The 20,958-nt window shown below is 66.4% G+C and carries 16 protein-coding genes; 6 read left to right on the top strand and 10 right to left on the bottom strand.

Annotated elements, in window-relative coordinates; translation table 11 throughout:
- Positions 1 to 54: 54 nt before the first annotated feature.
- The 7 genes from BP68_RS01200 to BP68_RS01230 all read right to left on the bottom strand — a co-directional run bounded on the left by BP68_RS01200 (position 55) and on the right by BP68_RS01230 (position 7,619).
- Positions 55 to 1,350, bottom strand: coding sequence for a hypothetical protein (locus BP68_RS01200; protein ID WP_496368248.1), 1,296 nt, complete (start codon positions 1,348 to 1,350; stop codon positions 55 to 57).
- A gap of 363 nt (positions 1,351 to 1,713) precedes the next feature.
- Positions 1,714 to 2,565, bottom strand: a complete 852-nt coding sequence (locus BP68_RS01205) for a hypothetical protein (protein ID WP_496368250.1) — start codon at positions 2,563 to 2,565, stop codon at positions 1,714 to 1,716.
- A gap of 400 nt (positions 2,566 to 2,965) precedes the next feature.
- Positions 2,966 to 3,862, bottom strand: a complete 897-nt coding sequence (gene mmsB, locus BP68_RS01210) for a 3-hydroxyisobutyrate dehydrogenase (RefSeq protein WP_496368252.1) — start codon at positions 3,860 to 3,862, stop codon at positions 2,966 to 2,968.
- 94 nt (positions 3,863 to 3,956) lie between these two features.
- Entirely contained in the window at positions 3,957 to 4,361 is a 405-nt protein-coding gene (locus BP68_RS01215) for a TfoX/Sxy family protein (RefSeq protein ID WP_496368254.1), read from the bottom strand.
- 69 nt (positions 4,362 to 4,430) lie between these two features.
- Positions 4,431 to 5,597, bottom strand: coding sequence for an acyl-CoA dehydrogenase family protein (locus tag BP68_RS01220; RefSeq protein WP_496368256.1), 1,167 nt, complete (start codon positions 5,595 to 5,597; stop codon positions 4,431 to 4,433).
- A gap of 16 nt (positions 5,598 to 5,613) precedes the next feature.
- Positions 5,614 to 6,057, bottom strand: coding sequence for a lysozyme inhibitor LprI family protein (locus BP68_RS01225; protein WP_496368258.1), 444 nt, complete (start codon positions 6,055 to 6,057; stop codon positions 5,614 to 5,616).
- Positions 6,058 to 6,095: 38 nt separating this feature from the next.
- Positions 6,096 to 7,619 (bottom strand): CoA-acylating methylmalonate-semialdehyde dehydrogenase, encoded by a 1,524-nt coding sequence (locus BP68_RS01230; protein ID WP_496368260.1) that lies wholly within the window; start codon positions 7,617 to 7,619, stop codon positions 6,096 to 6,098.
- Positions 7,620 to 7,805: 186 nt separating this feature from the next.
- On the opposite strand from BP68_RS01230, the gene BP68_RS01235 reads away from it, so the two are divergent.
- Positions 7,806 to 8,717: a LysR family transcriptional regulator gene (locus tag BP68_RS01235; RefSeq protein WP_496368262.1), complete on the top strand. Its 912-nt coding sequence runs from the start codon at positions 7,806 to 7,808 to the stop codon at positions 8,715 to 8,717.
- Positions 8,718 to 8,778: 61 nt separating this feature from the next.
- On the opposite strand, the gene BP68_RS01240 is transcribed toward BP68_RS01235, so the two are convergent.
- Together BP68_RS01240 and BP68_RS01245 are read right to left on the bottom strand one after the other, a co-directional pair.
- Positions 8,779 to 11,097, bottom strand: a complete 2,319-nt coding sequence (locus tag BP68_RS01240) for a diguanylate cyclase domain-containing protein (protein ID WP_496368264.1) — start codon at positions 11,095 to 11,097, stop codon at positions 8,779 to 8,781.
- A gap of 21 nt (positions 11,098 to 11,118) precedes the next feature.
- The gene (locus BP68_RS01245) at positions 11,119 to 12,186 is read right to left on the bottom strand and encodes an AI-2E family transporter (RefSeq protein ID WP_496368266.1); all 1,068 of its coding nucleotides are present in this window, start codon (positions 12,184 to 12,186) and stop codon (positions 11,119 to 11,121) included.
- 216 nt (positions 12,187 to 12,402) lie between these two features.
- Here BP68_RS01245 and BP68_RS01250 point away from each other — a divergent pair, with 216 nt between their 5' ends.
- The 5 genes from BP68_RS01250 (at position 12,403) to BP68_RS01270 (ending at position 19,975) form a co-directional block, all read left to right on the top strand.
- Positions 12,403 to 15,279 carry a 2-oxoglutarate dehydrogenase E1 component gene (locus BP68_RS01250; protein WP_496368268.1) on the top strand — a complete coding sequence of 959 codons (2,877 nt, stop codon included), beginning with the start codon at positions 12,403 to 12,405 and terminating at the stop codon, positions 15,277 to 15,279.
- Positions 15,280 to 15,328: 49 nt separating this feature from the next.
- Complete coding sequence (gene odhB, locus BP68_RS01255) at positions 15,329 to 16,588, top strand: 2-oxoglutarate dehydrogenase complex dihydrolipoyllysine-residue succinyltransferase (RefSeq protein WP_496368269.1); 1,260 nt, start codon at positions 15,329 to 15,331, stop codon at positions 16,586 to 16,588.
- A gap of 90 nt (positions 16,589 to 16,678) precedes the next feature.
- A complete protein-coding gene (gene lpdA / locus BP68_RS01260) occupies positions 16,679 to 18,106 on the top strand; it encodes a dihydrolipoyl dehydrogenase (RefSeq protein ID WP_496368271.1) in 1,428 nt (475 codons plus the stop codon).
- A gap of 82 nt (positions 18,107 to 18,188) precedes the next feature.
- On the top strand, positions 18,189 to 19,286 hold the full coding sequence (gene zapE, locus BP68_RS01265) for a cell division protein ZapE (protein ID WP_496368273.1): 1,098 nt from the start codon (positions 18,189 to 18,191) through the stop codon (positions 19,284 to 19,286).
- Positions 19,286 to 19,975, top strand: a complete 690-nt coding sequence (locus BP68_RS01270; RefSeq protein ID WP_496368275.1) for a hypothetical protein — start codon at positions 19,286 to 19,288, stop codon at positions 19,973 to 19,975. The genes zapE and BP68_RS01270 overlap by 1 nt, the downstream gene beginning before the upstream one ends.
- Positions 19,976 to 19,987: 12 nt before the next feature.
- Here the strand turns inward: BP68_RS01270 and BP68_RS01275 are convergent, their stop codons facing one another.
- Complete coding sequence (locus BP68_RS01275; RefSeq protein ID WP_496368277.1) at positions 19,988 to 20,791, bottom strand: PP2C family protein-serine/threonine phosphatase; 804 nt, start codon at positions 20,789 to 20,791, stop codon at positions 19,988 to 19,990.
- Positions 20,792 to 20,958 lie beyond the last annotated feature (167 nt).

Here is a 20,958-nt window from a genome sequence, read left to right on the forward strand (position 1 = left end):
CACCAGATTGATGGAGTCCCAAAGCGGCTGGCATTCAGGGCCGTTGTGCTGATTTCACCGGAGCATCACAAGCATTTCAATGACACCGGGGTCGTGCGATGAAAAGTCCTGCAAAGCCTTGCCAATCACCGTTCCCGGCACAAGTTGCGCCGGCGCTTTCATGGCGTGGCCTGGCGTGCTGGCCGAGACAAGGAGGTTGCCGGCACGAATGGCTCCGCCCTCGGCAGTCACCTTGACCGGCACTCTTCCGGCCAGCGCAAGGGCCGGGAGGCCTGCGACGTCCTCCACACCCGCGTTCATGAGAACGCCTGGCCGGGTGGTCACGACGCCAGCCACCAGGGTGCTTTCTGCCATGGATGACAGACGGTAGTGCGACGGGTGCTCCGGATCGATTTCAACCACCTCGCCGGGCTCTGGAAGCCGGCCCGTGGTGTCTATGATTTCCGCAATATCGGCGCCGCCTGTCTGGGTTCCGCCGTTGAAGAATCCTCTGCCGGTCTTGTCTATCCGCGCTACGTTGACTCCGCTAGACGCCAGAACCAAAAGATCCTGGGTGGCGGTCCCGCCGCGGATCGCGGCTGCGGCGCCAACTCCGTTCGTCTCGACCTGAAGGGTTTCGTGCGTGTTCGCCGAGTTGAGATTTTCGAAGCGGCCGGCCACGCCCTGCCCACCATTGATCCCCGCCTGGCCCAGCACACCAATAGCGCCGTTGGGGTGGGTCACAAACCCTCTGACGCCATACCCCCCTTCGCCATCGTGCCGGCCGACCACGGCGCCGATCCCTTTGCACTTATTGGTGGAGCTGTTGCACCCGGCACCGCTTTGGCGGCCAACAACTGCTTCGCCGGCAGAGTTGTCCCCCACAATGGCGGCGCTCGTTTGGACATTCGTCTGACCCCAGACCGAGAAGCCGGCCTCCGTTTGCGCATGTACACCGGTCCCCGTCCCCTGGTGCTGCACTTTAATGGCGTTATTGATACTTGCGGCCTGTAACGTTAATTGAATACCTCCTCCCGCCCCCGCTTGCGTGAGGGCAAAGAGCGCTCCAGGGCTTGCGGCTGTGGCGGCAAACGGCAACGAAAATCCGCTGGTGGATGCGCAGGGGCCGATCAACCCGAGCGTCAGGTCAATGCACATGGGGCCCGACTGGGGTGGCAGGGATTGCCATCCGGGGATGGAGATCTTTCCGTCCTCCTGCACGCGCAAACGAGGCGACCCGCCGGTGCTGTCCGTGACCACGAGTGCACTACCGGCCGACGGTTGAACCACCACGTCGGCAGCGTGGGCCATTGACAACGTGGCAGTCAACGCAGCGGCCGTCAGTTGCAGCTTCAAGTGCTTGGAGGACATGGGGGTTCTTTCTCGGAGATGTGAATGGGATGCGCTGCCGATCAACAGGACTTACGGCGCTGGAGAATCAGATTCAGATGCCAAGGGGCGGCGAATGGGGGGCTCGGCAGTCCTGGGCGCCCCTGATTCACTTGGCGCCAGGGCCTTGCGAGGCACGGGCAGGTCTTGTTCCGATGCAAGGGCGGGGCGCTGCGAGGCAGGCGCTGCTGATTTCTCGAAACCAGCCGGTGCAGCAGGCGCCGGCTGGTCGGATGCGAGCCGTGGCATGGCCTCAGAGGCGCCCCCGCTCGAAAAGGGGATCAGTGCGGCGAAGACGCACAGTAATCTCTGCGTGCGATGAAACATGTTGAACACCGGAGGTATTTACTGGGCGCTGCCGAAGAGGCCGCGGCGACGCATATGCAGGGCGGCGGCGAGCGCCAGCAGCGCGGCCAGCACGCCGGTGCCTAGTGACGAGAGCGATGGGATGCTTCTCATGCCTGATAACCCGCCAGGCAGCGCTCTCGGATCAATGCCGCCGGCATGGTCATACTGGAACCAGCGGTAAATATTGCCACTGGTTCTTGACTGGTAGTTCTGTGGAATGCCAAAGGCGATGACTTCGCCCACCGCTCGGTTGTCGGCCACGTCAACGAACTGAATGGACTGCAGCGATGTGGCTGATAAGTGCGCAGGCGTGCCCGGACTGCTGCTTCTGATTTGGAGAAGATGGCCCGATGCGCCCTGCAGGGTCAGCTGTCCAGCGACTGTGGTGGTGGCGCCCCCGATGAACTGCAGCGTCTTGCCCGTGGCGGTGATGGCGCTCAGCCCGTGAAACGTGAGGCCGGCTCCTATCTGGGAAGTCGTGCGGCCACACCCATCGCCGAGGGTGACGGTAGAGGTGCCGGCGTCAAAATTGCCCGGGCTTGCGAAGTCTCCCGCCAGAGAGATGTGTCCCGCCCCCCCAGTCAATTGACCGCCAACGGTCACGTTGTTGATGCCCGCCAATTGCGCAGTATTGGTAGCCGCTGTTCCGGCGATGCGGAAATCTGCGCAGCCGAGATTCACCCTGGCATCTCCGAAATCAACGCGAGACCCCGAGCCGACCTGGACCATGGCCGCGTGCCCCCACAGGGAGGTTGCGGATAAAACGACACCCAAAATAGCAGATGGACGCATTGATAATGCCGAAATTGGTTCGATAGGTTGCGTTGAATTCCAGAAGGCATCATGCACATCTGCCAACGATGTCGTGTGAACTAAACGACTTGCCGATGAGCCTAAGAGGTTCGCCACACCGGCACGGCTGTGCGTCTGCTCTGGCTCACGGCCGCTGAAAATCCATTGGTAATGAATGGAGTGGGGCTTCCACCTTCCGGGAGGATCTCTGGCCAGACGGTCACGCTGCCAGGAGCGGCTTTACCGATCCTGAAGGTTGGATATTCTGTGGTTTCAGCGCAGTCTTGGTGGCTGGGCGCCATTGATAAAGTTAATAATCGACCATTTTCTGCGCTGGCAATGCGACTAGGCGCGAGGCTTTTCGGGTTGGAACGAGGAAAGGGCGCTGCAGCATGGTGCTGTAGCGCCCTTTTGGCATAAAACCTACAGGTAAACCCGGTTTACACCAGGTGGGGTTTTACCCCTTCTTCTGCAGCATCTTGATCACGCCCGAGAAATCCTCTCCGCCATGCCCGGCGATGCTGTGCGCCGCATAAATGGCGCGGGCCATGCCGCCCAGGGGGGTGCTGGCCTTCACGGCCATGGCGTTTTCCTGGGCCAGGCCCAGGTCTTTCAGCATCAGGTCGGTGCCGAAGCCGCCGGTGTAGCCCTTGCTGGCGGGGGCGTTCTCGTGCACGCCGGGGAAGGGGTTGTACTTTTCCAGCGCCCAGTTGCCGCCCGAGCTGCGGCGCATGATCTCGCTCAGCACCTTGGGGTCCAGGCCGTTGGCCACGCCCAGGGCGATGGCTTCGCTGGTACCCACCATCAGGATGCCCAGCAGCATGTTGTTGCAGATCTTGGCGGTCTGGCCCGCGCCCACGCTGCCGGCGTGGAAGATGTTGGCGCCCATTTTTTCCAGCAGGGGGCGGGCGCGCTCCAGGTGGGCGTCGCTGCCGCCCACCATGAAGGTGAGGGTGCCGGCGATGGCGCCGCCGGTGCCGCCGGAGACGGGCGCGTCGATGAAGGCCACGCCCGCGGCCTCGGCGGCCTTGGCTACCTTCTGGCTGGTGGCGGCGGCGATGGTGGAGCTGTCGATGATCAGCGCGCCCTTAGGCGTGTGGGCCAGAAGGCCGGGCTGGCCGTCACGGCCCAGGAACAGGCCCTCGACGTGCTGGCTGGCGGGCAGCATGGTGACGATAGCTTCGGCGCCCTGCACGGCGTCTTGCGCGCTGGTGGCGATCTGCAGGCCCTCGGCCTTGACCTTGGCGCAGGCGTCCGCGCTCAGGTCGAAGGCCTTGACGCTGTGGCCGGCCTTTTGCAGGTTGATGGCCATGGGGCCGCCCATGTTGCCGAGGCCGATGAATGCGATTTGCATGGTGCTGTCTCCTGTGGTGTGTGAAAGTGGTACTACGGTTTTGATAGCTGCTAGCGCTTGTTGGACGGGCGCTGCAGCCTGAAAAGGCTATGAGTCATGGCGGCGCGGCCTGGGTTGGGGCCTTGGCCTTGGCGCGCCGGGGCGGCGTGGCCTTGGCCTGCGGGTTGTAGGCCAGGGCGGCGTCGATCCAGTGGCGCCACTGCGCGCGCGTGGCGTAGGCGGCGGGCTCTACACAGAAGTAGCCGGGCATGCCGCCGCGCGGGTCCAGTTCGCGCACGCCGGGGGTTTCGGCGATGGCGGTGTGTTGCGGGGGCGGCAGGCGCACCAGCAGCTCGTCGCCCTTGACGGCCAGACACAGCTTGCCGTCCACCATGAAGGCGTGGCAGCCGAAGAGCGGGCGCTCGTCCACCGTGGCCTGCGCGCCCAGGCGCTCGGCCAGGGCGTCCTGCACGGCGGCGATGAGCTGCAGCGCTTCGTCGGTCAGCGGGCGGGCGGGCATGGTGGGTTTGTAGTCAAAACTGCCGCTGGCGCCCGTCCATCAAGCGCGAGTAGCTATGGTTTTTGATGGCTAGCGGATGGCCTCCGGTGCGTCGCCGTCCAGCATGCGCCGGCCGATGATGACGCGCATGATCTCGTTCGTGCCCTCGAGGATCTGGTGCACGCGCGCATCGCGCAGCAGGCGCTCCAGCGGGTATTCGCGGATGTAGCCGTAGCCGCCGTGCAGTTGCAGGGCTTCGTTGATCACGGTGAAGCCCACGTCGGTGGCAAAGCGCTTGGCCATGGCGCAGTAGGTGGACGCGTCGGGCGCGCCGGCGTCGAGTTTGCTGGCGGCCAGGCGCACCATCTGGCGCGCGGCGACCAGTTCGGTGGCCATGTCGGCCAGCTTGAACTGCAGCGCCTGGAAGCTGGCGATGGGCTTGCCGAACTGCTTGCGCTCCTGCATGTAGCGCTGGGCGTGGCCCAGGGCGCCCTGCGCGGCGCCCACCGAGCAGGTGGCGATGTTGATGCGCCCGCCGTCCAGGCCCTTCATGGCGATCTTGAAGCCTTCGCCTTCCTTGCCCAGCAGGTGGTTGGCGGGAATGCGCACGTTGTCGAAGCTGATGGTGCGCGTGGGCTGGCTGTTCCAGCCCATCTTTTCTTCCTTCTTGCCGTACTGGATGCCCGGCAGGTGGGCCGGCACGGCAAAGGCGCTGATGCCGCCCGCGCCCGACTGCGCGTCGCCCGTGCGGGCCATGAGCACCAGCACATCGGTGCTGCCGGCGCCGCTGATGAAGGCCTTGCTGCCGTTGATGACGTATTCGTGGCCCACCAGCTCGGCGCGGGTCTTGATGGAGGCCGCGTCCGAGCCGCTGCCGGGCTCGGTCAGGCAGTAGCTGGCCAGCTTGCGGCCGCTGGTCAGCTGCTCGCCCCATTCGGCGCGCACTGCATCCGTGGCCCAGGTGCCCAGCATCCAGGTGGCCATGTTGTGGATGGTGATGAAGGCGGTGGTGCTGGGGTCCACGGCGGCCAGTTCCTCGAACACCAGGGTGGCGTCCAGCCGGGGCAGGGCCAGGCCGCCGGCGCTTTCGGGGGCGTACAGGCCGCAAAAGCCCAGCTCGCCCGCCTGCTGGATGGCTTCCACCGGGAAGATGCCCTCGGCGTCCCAGTGGGCGGCGTGCGGGGCCAACTGGCCTTCGGCAAATTGGCGCGCGGTGTCGGCAAAGGCGCGCTGGTCTTCGCTGAGTTCAAAGTCCATGGCCGGTCTCCTTCTCTTATTGCTTATGGGTTGTGGATGGCTGCGGCGCTTCGCCGTGGTGCAGCCAGTGCATCAGGGCGTCGCGCCGGGCCTGGGTCTGCGCGGTGAGGCACGCGTGGTACAGGCGCGGCCATTCGGGCCGGGGCTCTTGCGCGCGCTGCGCCTGCTTGCACTGCGCGGTGCGCGCGCGCTGCCAGGCCGCGTGGTCCTGGCGCAGGGCGGGGCGTTCGTGGGCCGACAGGGCGCGCATCACGTCGCCGTACAGTACCTGGACGGCGGTGTCCGCCTCCTGGTAGGCCTGGATGGCGCAGGCGTTGGTTTCATCCACCGTGCCGCCGGGGCGGCAGGCGGCGCCGGCCTGCGCATGGGCCTGCGGAATGGACAGCAGCGCCCACGCGGCGGCCAGGGCACCCAGGCGCGTGGCCCGGCGGGCAGCATGGAGAGTCAAGCATCGGGTCATGCCCTGGATTTCACCATGCACGCGCCGCGCGGCGCCGCTTACTTCAGGCTGATGGTGGTGTTCACGCCGTGGCTGGCCGTGCTGTCGTCGAACCAGCGGGCCGTGACGGTCTTGGTCTGCGTGTAGAACAGCACCACCTGCTTGCCGTAGGGGCCCAGGTCGCCCAGCTTGGAAGCGCGCGAGCCGGTGAACGAGAACAGCGGCACGGGCACGGGCACCGGCACGTTGATGCCGACCTGGCCCACGTCGATCTCTTCCTGGAACTTGCGCGCGGCGGCGCCCGACTGGGTGAACACGGCCGTGCCGTTGCCGTTGGGGTTGGCGTTGATGAACTCGATGGCCTCGTCCAGGTTGGCGGCACCGACCACGCACAGCACGGGGCCGAAGATTTCCTGGTCGTACACGGTCATGCCGGGCTTGACGCCGCTGAAGATCGTCGGGCCGACGAAGTTGCCCTTTTCATAGCCGGGCACGGTGGGCTTGCGGCCGTCCAGCTCCAGCTTGGCGCCTTCGGCCACGCCGCGCTCGATCAGGCCTTCGATGCGCGACAGCGCGGCGCAGGAGATCACGGGGCCCACGTCGGTGCCAGGCTCGCTGCCGCCGCTGATCTTCAGCGACTGGGCCTTGGCGACCAGGTCGGGCAGCCACTTTTGCGCCTCGCCCACCAGCATCACCACCGGCAGGGCCATGCAGCGCTGGCCGGCCGCGCCGAACGAGGCGCCGGCGATGGCGTTGAGCGTCTGCTCTTTGTTGGCGTCGGGCAGCACGATGGCGTGGTTCTTGGCGCCCATCATGCATTGCACGCGCTTGCCGTTCAGGCTGGCGCGGTTGTAGACATGGGTGCCCACCTTGGTGGAGCCCACGAAGCTGATGGCCTTGATGTCGGGGTGGTCGCAGATTGCGTTCACGGCGTCTTCACCGCCGTGGATCACGTTCAGCACGCCCGGGGGCACGCCGGCTTCCAGCGCCAGCTCGCACAGGCGCATGGTGACCATGGGGTCCTGCTCGGAGGGCTTGAGCACGAAGGTGTTGCCGGTGGCGATGGCCATGGGGAACATCCACAGCGGAATCATGGCCGGGAAGTTGAACGGGGTGATGCCCGCGCACACGCCCAGCGGCTGCATCACGGTGTAGGTGTCCACGCCGTTGGCCACGTTGTTGGCCAGCTCGCCCAGCTGCAGGTTGCCGATGGCGCTGGCGTGCTCCACCACCTCCAGGCCGCGGAACACGTCGCCTTCGGCGTCGGGCAGGGTCTTGCCCTGCTCGGCGGTCAGGATGGCGGCCAGTTCCTTCATGTTTTCGCGGATCAGCTGCTGCAGCTTCAGGAAGATGCGGGCGCGTGCGCCGATGGGCGTCTTCTTCCAGGTCTTGAAGGCTTCCTTGGCGTTGGCCACGGCGGCGTTGATCTCATCGGGCGTGGCAAAGGGCACGCGCGCCAGCACTTCCTGCGTGGCGGGGTTCACCACGTTGCGCCACTGGGTGGTCTTGGACTCGACGAACTGGCCGCCGATCAGCAGCTTGACGGTAGGGGCCTGCACGGCTTGGGAGGTGGATGCGTCCATGGTTGTCTCCTTGGATGGTCTGCAATGAGGTGGGGTGAAGCCGGGCTCCAGTGGCTTGGGGAGCGGCGGCGTGCCGCAAGCCCGTCATGACACGCATGGTAGTTGTGCGAAATTGTTCAGACAATAGACAATCATGCACCTTGGCTTTGCAGATTTGCACATTCATACACAGGGAGCGACGCCGCCATGGATTGGGACAACCTGCGCTACTTTCTGGAGCTGGCGCGCACCGGCACCCTGGCCGCCGCGGCCCGCCGCACGGGGGTGGAGCACACCACGGTGGCGCGGCGCATCCAGGCGCTGGAAAAGCAGATGGGCGCGCCCCTGTTCGCGCGCGAGGCGGCCGGCCACCGCCTGACCGAGGCGGGCCGCCACCTGCTGCCCGCCGTGGAGGCCATGGAGGCTGCCGTGCTGGGGGTGGAGCGCGCGTCGCCCGCCAATTCGTCCGCCAGCGGGCCGTCCGGGCTGGTGCGCGTGGGCGCCACCGAGGGCTTCGGTACGCTGATCCTGGCGCCGTACCTGGCGCGGCTGACGCAGAAGCACCCGCACCTGTCCATCGACCTGCTGGCGCTGCCGCGCATGCTGCACCTGAGCCGACGCGAGGCGGACATCGTCATCTCGCTGGAGCGGCCCAAGCGCGGCTCGGTCATCGTCACCAAGCTGGCCGACTACACCCTGCGCCTGTACGGCCAGCGCGAGTACCTGGCCCGCCGCCCCCTGGTGGCCACGCGCGAGGACCTGCGCCACCACGCCTTCATCAGCTATGTGGACGACCTGCTGTTCACCAAGGAGCTGCAGTTCATCGACCAGCTCTACCCCCCCGAGCGCTTCGCGCTGCGCAGCACCAGCATCACCGCGCAGTACGAGGCCGTGCGCGCCGGCGCCGGCCTGGCCGTGCTGCCGGCTTTTTTGGCCGACCGCGACCCCATCCTGGCGCGCGTGCTGCCGCAGGAGGCCGAGTTCACGCGCACCTTCTGGATGAGCATGCCCGCCGAGGCCAAGCACCTGGCGCGCATGCAGGCGGTGTGGGGGTTTCTGAAGGAGGTGGGGCAGAAGGAGGGCGCGGCGCTGATGCCCGGCCGTGCCGACGGCCGCTAGGCTGCGGGTGTCGGATTGATGCCAAATAGGGCTGTAGCGCCCTTGTATAAAGCGCGAGGCGCTATTGTTTTTGATGGCCTGGGGCGGGTGCGGCTTCCGAGTCAGCTTCCGTGCCGGCTTCCGAGTCCGCATCTGGCAGCGGCTCGGGCTGGCGGGTGGGGCCGGCATACAGGCGGAATTGCCTGCGTCCCTGGCGCTTGGCGGCGTAGAGGGCCGTGTCGGCGCAGCGCGCCAGTTCCTCGAAGCTGCGGCCGTGATCGGGGTAGAGCGCAATGCCGCCGCTCAGCCCCACATGGGCCTCGCCATGGGGCAGTACGAAGGCGCTCGCGCAGGCTGCCGTGAGCTTGCGGGCCACCGTGGCGGCCTGGGCTGGCCGCGCCACCATCGGCAGCAGCACGATGAACTCGTCACCGCCCTGGCGGGACAGCGTGTCGGACTCGCGTACGGCGGCCCGCAGGCGCTGGGCCACCTGCACGAGCAGCAGGTCGCCCGCATCATGGCCCAGCGTGTCGTTGACCTGCTTGAATCCGTCAAGGTCCAGGTACAGCAGCGCCAGCCGGTGGCCGCCGCGCTGGGCCTGGGCGATGGCCTGCTCGGCACGGTCTTGCAGCAGCACGCGGTTGGGCAGGCCGGTGAGCGCGTCGTGCTGCGCCAGGTGCGCCATGCGGCGCGACAGGGCCATGACCTGGGTGACGTCGCGCAGCACCATCACCGCGCCCGTGACCTGGCCGTGCCGGTCGGTGATGGCGCGGCAGGATTCCTCGATGTCCACCTGTTGCCCGTCGCGCCGCTGCAGCACCAGGCCGCGCTGGGCGCCATGGCCCGTGCCCTCGCTCAGCGCGCGCGCGATGGGGTGGGGTTGGGCGGACTGGGCCTGCGGCATTTGCAGCGGGGCCACTTCCGCGGCGGGCCTGCCCGCGGCGTGGAAGGCCTGCCAGCCGGTCAGGGCCTCGGCCGCCGGATTGATGTAGGTGACGTGGCCTTCGGCGTCGGCGCACAGCACCGCGTCCCCGATGGCCTGCAGCGTGAGCCGCACGCGCTCCTTTTCCTCGAACAGCAGGTCTTCCATGTGCTTGCGCTCGGTAAGGTCGTCGATCTGCACGAAGAAGCCCTGCACCACACCGTCCTCCTGGTCGGGGATGTAGGAGGTGAGCACATGCCGGCGCTGGCCCGAGGGCAGCAGCAGGCTGCGCTCGAACACCTGCTTGTGGCCCTGCAGCGCGCGCTCCACATGGGGGCGCACCTTCCCGTAGGTGTCGGCACTGGCCAGCTCGGGCAGGCTCTGGGTGCGCAGCTGCTCCGGCGTGACGCCCAGGGACTGGCGGTAGGCTTCGTTGGCGAAGCGGTTGTGCAGCCGCCGGTCCCAGTAGGCCACGAGGGAGGGCAGGTTGTTGAGGATGGTGCGCAGGTCGTGCTCAGCCTCGCGCAGCTGGGCGCTGACGGACTGGCGCCGCTCCAGCTCGTGCACGAACAGCAGCATGAGCCCCACGCAGGCCAGCATCAGCAGCAGCGCGAAGGCGCCCAGCCTGAGGGCGCTGCTGCGCCACTGGGCGACGACGGTCTCCACCGGCTGGTCCACGCTCACGATGAGCGGGTAGCCGTTGAGGTGGCGAAAGGCGTGCAGGAAGCGCGTGCCGTTGTCGGCATGGGTGTCGGTGAATGTGCCCTGGGTGCTGGCGCGTATGCGCTCCAGTTGGCTGGCGGGCAGCCGCTCGGGATCCGCGTCGAAGGCCTTGCCCGGGAAATGCGCCAGGCTGGTGCCGTCCTGGCGCCACAGCACGATGCGGCTGTTGGGGCCCAGGTTCACCGAGGCGAAGAGTTCCTGGAAGTATTCGATGCGGATGGTGCCCACCACCACGCCGGCCAGGGTGCCGTCGCTGTGGTAGTAGGCGCGGCTCATCGGCAGGCTGGGCGCGCCACCGGACAGCCGGGCCTGCACGGGCTGGTCGATGTACAGGCCCTGGAAGCCATCGCGCAGGTGGACGCGGAAGTAGTCGCGGTCGGCAAAGTTGCCGCTGCGCGGCACCGGCGAGCCGGATTCCATGAGGATGTTGCCGTGCAGGTCAAGTACGGCCACCGTGCCCAGTCCGCGCATGCGCAGCGAATGGTCGAACAGCAGTGCGGAGCGCAGCTCTGGCGACAGGCTGGGCAGGTCGAAGCTGCCCAGGCTGTTGACCACGCCGGCCAGGGAGTGGTCGAAGCCGTCGATGGTGCGGGTGATGTTCTGCTCGATGGTGTGGGCCAGCATGGCGTTGGTAGCCTTGGCATGCGCCCACTGGTCGTCGCGTATGGTGAGCACCGCTCGCGCGAACAGCACGCCGATCCCGATGGCCAGCACCAGGGCCCAGAGGATGAGGTGGCGGGACGAGAGGCGGCGCATGTGCGGTGCGGCGGCCGTGCGCTACGGCCCCGGCGGGGGGGGCTCGGCATCCGGCGGTGCGAACAGGTCCCAGGTGGCCATGAACAGGGCCGCGATGGCCGGCCCGATGACGAAGCCCGTGAGACCGAACAGGGCCATGCCGCCCAGCGTGGAGATCAGCACCACGTAGTCCGGCATCTTGGTGTCCTTGCCGACCAGTATGGGGCGCAGCAGGTTGTCCACCAGCCCGATGACGCAGATGCCGTAGGCGGTGAGGGTGACAGCCTGCCACGTGGCGCCCGTGGCCAGGAAGTAGATGGCTACGGGGCCCCAGATCAGGCTGGCCCCCACAGCCGGCAGCAGAGAGAGAAAGGCCATGAGCACGCCCCACATTACCGGGCCCTGGATGCCCAGGGCCCAGAAAATGAAGCCGCCCAGGGCGCCCTGCGCCGCTGCCACCACGATGTTGCCCTTGACGGTGGCGCGGATCACGGTGGTGAACTTGAGCGAGAGCTGCTCCTTGTGCCGGGTGTCCAGCGGAATGGCCTGGCGCATGCGCGCCGCCAGCTGGGGGCCGTCGCGCAGCAGGAAGAACAGCAGGTACAGCATCACGCCGAAGCTCACGATGAACTGCAGCGTGTTCTGCCCCACGTCCAGCGCCTTGGTGGCCAGGAACTGGCTGGCCTGGGCGCCGATGGCCGTCAGGCGGGCCTGCAGCTCGGTCAGGGAGGTGAGGTGGAAGCGGTCGAGCAGCTCCAGAGCCCAGTCGGGCAGGGCGGCCAGCACCTGCCGCAGGTAGGCGCCGAAGTTCAGTTGCCCCGAGCGCACGCGTTCGTAGGCCACGCTGGCCTCCTGCGCCAGGGAGACGCCGATGAGCGTCATGGGTAGGATCACGATCACCAGGCACACGCACAGCGTGGCGAGAGCCGCCAGATTGCGCCGCCGGGGCATACGCCGCAGCAGCCGGCGGTGCAGCGGAGTGAACAGGATGGCCAGCACCACGCCCCAGAAGATGGCACCGTTGAGCGGCCACAGGATGGCGCCGAAGGCCAGTGTGACAACGGAAAGCAAAAGCAGCAGTGTGCGGTTCTGGAGCGAAGGCGGGTTCATGGGTGCGCAGAGGGGATGAGGGCCCAAATGTAAGCCAGACAACATGACTGCGGCATGCGGCGGCCCACCGCGCCTTGCCGGGTTCGATGGCACAATAACGCCCGCAACCAGGCCCTTCCCCTGCCACAGTCGCATCCGCCAACCGGTTCAGCCGTGACGCGGAAGGTTTACCAACCAGCTAAAGTTTCCCCCAGGGAAGCAGAGGTCAGCGGACATATGAGCGAACCGACATCCGTCTACCAAGCCTACCAAGGCAACACCTACCTCTTCGGCGGCAACGCGCCCTACGTCGAAGAGATGTATGAAAACTATCTTGCCAACCCCGGCAGCGTGCCCGATTCCTGGCGCGAATACTTTGATGCACTGCAACATGTGCCCGCGGTAGACGGCAGCAATGCCAAGGACGTTCCCCACCTTCCCGTCATCAACGCCTTCGCCGAGCGCGCCAAGGCCGGCGGCACCAAGGTCGTTGTGGCCAGCGCAGACGCCGAAATGGGCCGCAAGCGCACCGCCGTACAGCAGCTGATCGCCGCGTACCGCAACGTGGGCCAGCGCTGGGCCGATCTGGATCCCCTCAAGCGCACCGAGCGCCCCACGATCCCCGAGCTGGAGCCTTCGTTCTACGGCTTCAGCGATGCCGACCAGGAAACGGTGTTCGATGCCAGCAACACCTTCTTCGGCAAGGACAAGATGCCCCTGCGCGAGCTGATGAACGCTCTGCGCGAAACCTACTGCGGCACCATCGGCGTCGAGTACATGTATGCCACCGACCAGAACCAGAAGCGCTGGTGGCAGCAAAAGCTCGAGTCGATCCGCAGCAAGGCCAATTTCTCGGCCGAGAAGAAAAAGCGCATCCTCGAGCGCCTGACGGCCGCCGAAGGCCTGGAGCGCTACCTGCACACCAAGTACGTGGGCCAGAAGCGCTTCTCTCTGGAAGGTGGCGAGTCCTTCATCGCCGCCATGGATGAGCTGATCAACTCCGCCGGCGTCAAGGGCGTGCAGGAAGTGGTGATTGGCATGGCCCACCGCGGCCGCCTGAACGTGCTGGTCAACACCCTGGGCAAGATGCCCAAGGATCTGTTTGCCGAGTTCGACCACACGGCGCCCGAAGACCTGCCCGCCGGTGACGTGAAGTACCACCAGGGCTTCAGCTCCGATGTGTCCACCGCAGGCGGCCCCGTGCACCTGTCGCTGGCCTTCAACCCCTCGCACCTGGAAATCGTGAACCCCGTGGTCGAGGGCTCGGTGCGCTCGCGCATGGACCGCCGTGCCGACCCCCATGGCAAGCAGGTGCTGCCGGTGCTGGTGCACGGCGATGCGGCCTTTGCCGGCCAGGGCGTGAACCAGGAAACGCTGGCACTGATGCAGACCCGTGGCTACTCCACCGGCGGCACGGTGCACCTCATCATCAACAACCAGATCGGCTTCACCACGTCGGACCCGCGCGACAAGGGCTCGACCACCTACTGCACGGACATCGTGAAGATGGTGGAGTCCCCCGTGCTGCACGTGAACGGCGACGACCCGGAGGCCGTGACCTTGGCCACGCAACTGGCCCTGGAATACCGCATGGAGTTCCAGCAGGACGTGGTGGTGGACATCGTCTGCTTCCGCAAGCTGGGCCACAACGAGCAGGACACGCCCGCGCTGACCCAGCCGCTGATGTACAAGAAGATCGCGGCCCACCCCGGTACACGCAAGTTGTATGCCGACAAGCTGGCAGCGCAGGGCCTGGGCGAGTCGCTGGGCGACGATATGGCCAAGGCCTACCGCACCGCGATGGACGAAGGCCGTCACACCCAGGACGTGGTGCTGACCAACTTCAAGAGCCAGTACGCCGTGGACTGGAGCCCCTTCCTGAACCAGAAGTGGACCGATGCCGGTGACACCGCCATCCCGCTGGCCGAGTGGAAGCGCCTGGCCGAGAAGATCACCACGCTGCCCGAGACCGTGAACCCCCACGCCCTGGTGAAAAAGGTCTATGACGACCGCGCCGCCATGGGCCGTGGCGAAGTCAACGTGGACTGGGGCATGGGCGAGCACATGGCCTTTGCCTCGCTGGTGGCTTCGGGCTATCCCGTGCGCCTGTCCGGCGAAGACTGTGGCCGTGGCACCTTCACCCACCGCCACGCCGTGATCCACGACCAGAAGCGTGAAAAGTGGAGCGAAGGCACCTACATCCCGCTGTCCAACGTGGCCGACAACCAGGCTCCGTTCACAGTAATTGACTCCATCCTGTCCGAGGAGGCCGTGCTGGCCTTCGAGTACGGCTATGCGTCCAACGACCCCAACACGCTGGTGATCTGGGAGGCGCAGTTCGGCGACTTCGCCAACGGCGCGCAGGTGGTGATCGACCAGTTCATCGCCTCGGGCGAAGTGAAGTGGGGCCGCATCAACGGCATCGCGCTGATGCTGCCGCACGGCTACGAAGGCCAAGGTCCCGAGCACAGCTCTGCCCGCCTGGAGCGTTTCATGCAGTTGGCCGCCGACACCAACATGCAGATCGTGCAGCCCACCACGGCCAGCCAGATCTTCCACGTGCTGCGCCGCCAGATGGTGCGCAACCTGCGCAAACCCCTGGTCATCATGACGCCCAAGTCGCTGCTGCGTAACAAGGACGCGACCTCGCCGCTGTCCGAGTTCACCAAGGGTGGCTTCCAGACGGTGATTCCGGAGCAGGACGAGGCTGTCGTGAAGAACGCTGACAAGGTCAAGCGCGTGATCGCCTGCTCGGGCAAGGTGTACTACGACCTTGTGAAGAAGCGTGCCGAGAAGGAGCAGAGCGACGTGGCCATCATCCGCGTGGAGCAGCTCTATCCGTTCCCGCACAAGGCCTTCGCCGCTGAGATCAAGAAGTACGCCAACGCCACCGACATCGTGTGGTGCCAGGACGAGCCGCAGAATCAGGGCGCCTGGTTTTTCATCCAGCACAACATCCACGAGAACATGCTGGACGGCCAGAAGCTCGGCTACGCCGGCCGCGCCGCTTCGGCCTCGCCGGCCGTGGGCTACTCGCACCTGCACCAGGACCAGCAGAAGGCGCTGGTCGAGGCGGCGTTCGCCAAGCTCAAGGGTTTTGTCCTGACCAAGTAAGGCCGCAACCCCCAACTTCAGTACAGAACACCTCATTGGAAAGAATCAAATGGCTATCGTAGAAGTCAAAGTCCCCCAGCTGTCCGAGTCCGTGGCCGAGGCCACGCTGCTGCAATGGAAGAAGAAGCCCGGCGAGGCCGTGGCGATCGATGAAATCCTGATCGAGATCGAAACCGACAAGGTGGTGCTGGAAGTGCCCGCACCGTCCGCCGGCGTTATGGCCGAGATCGTGGTGGCCGATGGCGGCACCGTGGCCTCCGACCAGGTCATCGCCAAGATCGACTCCGAAGGCAAGGCCGGCGCCGCCGCTCCTGCCGCTGCCGCACCAGCTCCCGCTGCCGCGGCAGCGCCCGTGGCAGCGGCCCCCGCCGCAGCCGGCGGCAGCAAGGGCGACGTGGCCATGCCCGCCGCCGCCAAGCTGCTGGCTGACAACAACCTGTCGGTGGGCGACGTGACCGGCTCAGGCAAAGATGGCCGCGTGACCAAGGGTGACGTGCTGGCCGCCGTGGCCGGTGGCGTGAAGTCCACCGCCGCCGTGATCCCCACGGGCGTGCCCACCAAGGCGCTGGCCCAGGTGGCGGCACCCTCGTCCAAGCAGGATCTGGGCGACCGCCCCGAGCAGCGCGTGCCCATGAGCCGCCTGCGTGCCCGCGTGGCCGAGCGTCTGCTGCAGTCGCAGTCCACCAACGCCATCCTGACCACGTTCAACGAAGTGAACATGGCCCCCGTGATGGACCTGCGCAAGAAGTTCCAGGACGCGTTCACCAAGGAACACGGCGTCAAGCTGGGCTTCATGTCCTTCTTCGTGAAGGCCGCCGTGCATGCGCTCAAGAAGTACCCGGTGCTGAACGCCTCGGTGGACGGCAATGACATCGTCTACCACGGCTACTTCGACATCGGTATCGCCGTGGGTTCGCCCCGTGGCTTGGTGGTGCCGATCCTGCGCAACGCCGACCAGATGAGCTTCGCCGACATCGAGAAGAAGATCGCCGAGTTCGGCAAGAAGGCGGCAGAAGGCAAGCTGGGCATCGAAGAAATGACCGGTGGCACCTTCTCCATCTCCAACGGCGGCACCTTCGGCTCGATGATGTCCACCCCCATCATCAACCCGCCCCAGTCGGCCATCCTGGGCGTGCACGCCACCAAGGACCGTGCCGTGGTCGAGAACGGCCAAGTGGTCGTGCGTCCGATGAACTACCTGGCCATGTCCTATGACCACCGCATCATCGACGGCCGCGAAGCCGTGCTGGGTCTGGTCGCCATGAAGGATGCGCTGGAAGACCCGTCGCGCCTGCTGTTCGACCTGTAAGCCTTACAGGGTTCGATCCACGAAAACCCACCCTCGGCCCGGCCCTGTGGTGGGTTTTTTCCAGCATCCCCTACCAAGAGATTTCTGAACATGAGCAAACAATTCGACGTCATCGTGATCGGCGCAGGTCCCGGCGGCTACATCGCCGCCATCCGCGCGGCCCAGCTGGGCTTCAACGTAGCCTGCATCGACGAGTGGAAGAACGACAAGGGCGGCCCCGCACCCGGCGGCACTTGCACCAACGTGGGCTGCATCCCGTCCAAGGCCCTGCTGCAGTCATCCGAGCATTTCGAGCACGCCAACCTGCACTTCGCGGACCACGGCATCACGGCCAAGGACGTGAAGATGGACGTGGCCAAGATGATTGCCCGCAAGGACACCGTCGTGAAGCAGAACAACGACGGCATCCTGTACCTGTTCAAGAAGAACAAGGTCACGTTCTTCCATGGCCGTGGCTCGTTCGCCAAGGCCGTCGAAGGCGGCTACGAGATCAAGGTGACCGGAGCCGCCGAGGAAACCCTGATGGGCAAGCAGGTCGTGGTCGCCACGGGCTCCAACGCCCGCGCGCTGCCCGGCGTGGCGTTCGATGAGGAGAACATTCTCTCCAACGACGGCGCGCTGCGCGTCGGCGCGGTGCCCAAGAAGCTGGGCCTGATCGGCTCGGGCGTGATCGGCCTGGAAATGGGCTCGGTCTGGCGCCGCCTGGGCGCGGAGGTGACGGTGCTCGAAGGCCTGCCCACGTTCCTGGGCGCCGTGGACGAGCAGATCGCCAAGGAAGCCAAGAAGGCCTTCGACAAGCAGGGCCTGAAGATCGAGCTGGGCGTGAAGGTCGGCGAGATCAAGAACGGCAAGAAGGGCGTGTCCGTGGCCTATACCAATGCCAAGGGCGAAGCCCAGCAGCTGGAGGTGGACAAGCTGATCGTCTCCATCGGCCGCGTGCCCAACACCGTCGGCCTGAATGCCGAGGCCGTGGGCCTGCAGCTGGACGAGCGCGGCGCCATTGTGGTGGACGGCGACTGCAAGACCAACCTGCCCGGCGTGTGGGCGGTGGGCGACGTGGTGCGCGGCCCCATGCTGGCGCACAAGGCCGAGGAAGAGGGCGTTGCCGTGGCCGAGCGCATCGCCGGCCAGCACGGCCATGTGAACTTCAACACCATTCCCTGGGTGATCTACACCAGCCCCGAGATAGCCTGGGTGGGCCGCACCGAGCAGCAGCTCAAGGCCGACGGCGTGAAGTACAAGGCCGGCACCTTCCCGTTCCTGGCCAACGGCCGCGCACGCGCGCTGGGCGACACCACGGGCATGGTCAAGTTCCTGGCCGATGCCGCCACGGACGAGATCCTGGGCGTGCACATCGTGGGCCCGATGGCCTCCGAGCTGATCTCCGAGGCCGTGGTAGCCATGGAGTTCAAGGCCAGCGCCGAAGACATTGCGCGCATTTGCCATGCCCACCCCTCGCTGTCCGAGGCCACGAAGGAAGCGGCCCTGGCCGTGGACAAGCGCACCCTCAATTTCTGATTGGTTTGAGGTAAAAATAGCTTCCAGCGCTTGTGTATCAAGCGCTGGAAGCTATTGTTTTTGAAGCATAGGGAGAGTGCCGGTGAATGTCAGGCAGGCGTACGAGGCCGAACTGGCCGCCAAGGGTTTCAAGAGCGATCCCGCCCAGCTGTGTGCGGTGGATGCCCTGGAGCGTTGCGCGCAGGAATGGGCGGGCTACAAGCAGCGCCGCTCCAACGCCCTGAAAAAGCTCATCAACCGCCCCTCGGTGCCGCGCGGCGTGTACATGTATGGCGGCGTGGGGCGGGGCAAGAGCTTTCTGATGGATTGCTTCTTCAACGCCGTGCCGATCAAGCGCAAGGTGCGGCTGCACTTCCATGAGTTCATGCGCGAGGTGCACCGCGAGCTGGCAGCCCTGCAGGGCACGCAGAACCCGCTGGACGTGCTGGGTGCGCGCATCGCCAAGCGCTACAAGCTGATCTGTTTCGACGAGTTCCACGTCGCCGACATCACCGACGCGATGATCCTGCACCGCCTGCTGGTGGCGCTGTTCGACAACGACGTGGGCTTCGTCACGACCTCCAACTTCAAGCCGGACGAGCTGTACCCCGGTGGCCTGCACCGCGACCGCATCCTGCCCGCCATCGCGCTGCTCAACGAGCGCATGGAGGTGGTGAACGTGGACAACGGCACGGACTACCGCCGCCGGGCGCTGGAGCTGGTGCAGCTCTATCACACGCCACTCGGGCAAGACGCGGAGGCGGCCATGGCGCAGGCCTTCGAGCAACTGGCCGAGGTGCGCGACGAAGACCCGGTGCTGCGCATCGAGGCTCGCGAGATCCGTTCGGTGCGGCGTGCCGGCGGCGTGGTGTGGTTCGACTTCCGCGAGCTGTGCATGGGGCCGCGCTCGCAGAACGACTACCTGGAGATCGCCTCGCAGTTCCACACGGTGCTGCTGTCCAACGTGCCGTACATGCCGGTCAACATGGCCTCTCCGGCGCGCCGTTTCACCTGGCTGGTGGACGTGCTCTACGATAGGCGCGTGAAGCTCATCGTCTCCGCCGCCGTGCCGCCCGAGCAACTCTATACCGAGGGGCCGCTGGCGCACGAGTTTCCGCGCACGGTCTCGCGTCTCAATGAGATGCAGTCCAAGGAGTTCCTGGCGCTGGAGCGGCGCGTCGTCGATACCGGGTTGACCTGATGCCTGCACTGCCACGCACTCTCTTGATCCTGTCGCTGCTCCTGGGCGGCGTCGCATCGGTGCCACTGCGGGCCGAGCAGCCGGCGGCGCAGGATGCCGCGGCAGGCCAGGTCCAGGCCCAGCGGCAGGAGTCGCGCGAGCAGATCCAGAGGCAGCGCAAGGCTGCCGATCTGCAGCGCGGCAAGGATGAGGCCGCCTGCTACCAGCAGTTCGCCGTGGAGGACTGCCTGCGCAGTGTGCGCGCCAAGGCCCGCGAGGCCGACAAGGCGCTGCGCAGCCAGGAGTTGCAGCTCAACGATGCCGAGCGCCGTGAAAAGGCCGGGCAGCGCCTGCGCACCATCGAGGAAAAGCAGCAGGAGCAGCGCGAGCGGCTGGAGTCCGGCGAGCGGCCCGCGCCCATGCGCGCTACCTCGCGCACCGATGCGCGTGTGCGTGAGCAGGAGGCCCGCCAGCGTGCGGACAACCAGCGGCGCCGTGCGGCAGAACATGCGGCCGATGCGGAACGCCGCAAGGTGGAAGAGCCTGGGCGCATTTCCGAATCGCGCGCCCGCTACGAGGCCAAGCAGCAAAAGGCCCGCGAGCGCCGCGAGCGGCATGAGCGCCAGCAGGCAGAGGCGGCCGCCTCGGGCCGCTCGCAGCCGGCATCGCTGCCCGCGCCGGGCGAGGCCGGCGACGCACCGAAGCCCTGAACGCAGGCGGAGTCAGCCGGCGGTTGTGAGCGGGGACAGGCGCTGCGCCTTTTTCCCCTCGACCAGGGTTTCGATCTTCACGATCACCAGCGAGAGGTTGTCGCCGCCGCCGCGCGCGCGGCTGCGCGCCTTATCGATCAGAAACTCCGTGGCCTCGCGCGGCGTGAGGGAGTCCAGCACCGAAGCCAGTTCGGTGGGCGAGAAGTAGTGCCACACGCCGTCGCTGCAGGCCAGCAGCACGTCGCCCGGCTGCAATTGGGGGATCAGGTGCGCCGCGATGGGCGGGTCGCTTTCCGTGCCCAGGCAGCCCACCAGGATGTTGGAATGCGGGTGGTTGTTGGCCTCGGCCTCGGTGAGTTCACCACGGTCCACCAGGGCCTGCACATAGGAATGGTCGCTGGTGCGAAAGATCTGGCGCCCGCCCTGGAAGTGGTAGATGCGGGAGTCGCCGGCATGCGCCCAGTGGCAGTCGCCACGCGGGTTGATCACGAACGCCGCAATCGTGCTGTGGGGTTCCTGCTCGGCCGAGATCGCTGTGAGGCGGATCACGATATGCGCCTCTTCCACGATGTGCTTGAGCAGCGCCGTGGCATCGTCCGTCTCGGGCGAATAGCGCTCGAACAGCTGGCGCGCCGTGAGCATGACCTGGTCCGAGGCCTTGCGCCCGCCGCTGCGCCCACCCATGCCGTCGGCCACCACGCCCAGCACGCAGCCGTTGAAACGGGGATGGGAGAGCAGGGCGACCTGGTCTTGCTGGTACTCACGGTCACCCCTGTGGATGCCGGTCGAAGCAATGAGGCGGAACGCTTTGGTCATGGGCTGGTAGGTAGGCAGGCTGCTGCCCCGCAACGGCAGGGGCATGAATGAAGCGCCTATTATGATCAAGCGCGCCGCGGCGTCTCTACTGCCATGCGTGCCAACGTCCCCCAAGCGCTAGCCGTGCTGTTTCTTCCGCCCATCCCCGTTGCCTGCGGTGGCATTGC

The organism is Diaphorobacter oryzae DSM 22780, assembly GCF_059568935.1.

Excerpts from the sequence above, each read along its gene's own strand:
- BP68_RS01200 (WP_496368248.1), bottom strand. The coding sequence starts at position 1,350 with ATGTCCTCCAAGCACTTGAAGCTGCAACTGACGGCCGCTGCGTTGACT.
- mmsB (WP_496368252.1), bottom strand. The coding sequence starts at position 3,862 with ATGCAAATCGCATTCATCGGCCTCGGCAACATGGGCGGCCCCATGGCC.
- BP68_RS01215 (WP_496368254.1), bottom strand. The coding sequence starts at position 4,361 with ATGCCCGCCCGCCCGCTGACCGACGAAGCGCTGCAGCTCATCGCCGCC.
- BP68_RS01220 (WP_496368256.1), bottom strand. The coding sequence starts at position 5,597 with ATGGACTTTGAACTCAGCGAAGACCAGCGCGCCTTTGCCGACACCGCG.
- BP68_RS01225 (WP_496368258.1), bottom strand. The coding sequence starts at position 6,057 with ATGACCCGATGCTTGACTCTCCATGCTGCCCGCCGGGCCACGCGCCTG.
- BP68_RS01230 (WP_496368260.1), bottom strand. The coding sequence starts at position 7,619 with ATGGACGCATCCACCTCCCAAGCCGTGCAGGCCCCTACCGTCAAGCTG.
- BP68_RS01235 (WP_496368262.1), top strand. The coding sequence starts at position 7,806 with ATGGATTGGGACAACCTGCGCTACTTTCTGGAGCTGGCGCGCACCGGC.
- BP68_RS01240 (WP_496368264.1), bottom strand. The coding sequence starts at position 11,097 with ATGCGCCGCCTCTCGTCCCGCCACCTCATCCTCTGGGCCCTGGTGCTG.
- BP68_RS01245 (WP_496368266.1), bottom strand. The coding sequence starts at position 12,186 with ATGAACCCGCCTTCGCTCCAGAACCGCACACTGCTGCTTTTGCTTTCC.
- BP68_RS01250 (WP_496368268.1), top strand. The coding sequence starts at position 12,403 with ATGAGCGAACCGACATCCGTCTACCAAGCCTACCAAGGCAACACCTAC.
- odhB (WP_496368269.1), top strand. The coding sequence starts at position 15,329 with ATGGCTATCGTAGAAGTCAAAGTCCCCCAGCTGTCCGAGTCCGTGGCC.
- lpdA (WP_496368271.1), top strand. The coding sequence starts at position 16,679 with ATGAGCAAACAATTCGACGTCATCGTGATCGGCGCAGGTCCCGGCGGC.
- BP68_RS01270 (WP_496368275.1), top strand. The coding sequence starts at position 19,286 with ATGCCTGCACTGCCACGCACTCTCTTGATCCTGTCGCTGCTCCTGGGC.
- BP68_RS01275 (WP_496368277.1), bottom strand. The coding sequence starts at position 20,791 with ATGACCAAAGCGTTCCGCCTCATTGCTTCGACCGGCATCCACAGGGGT.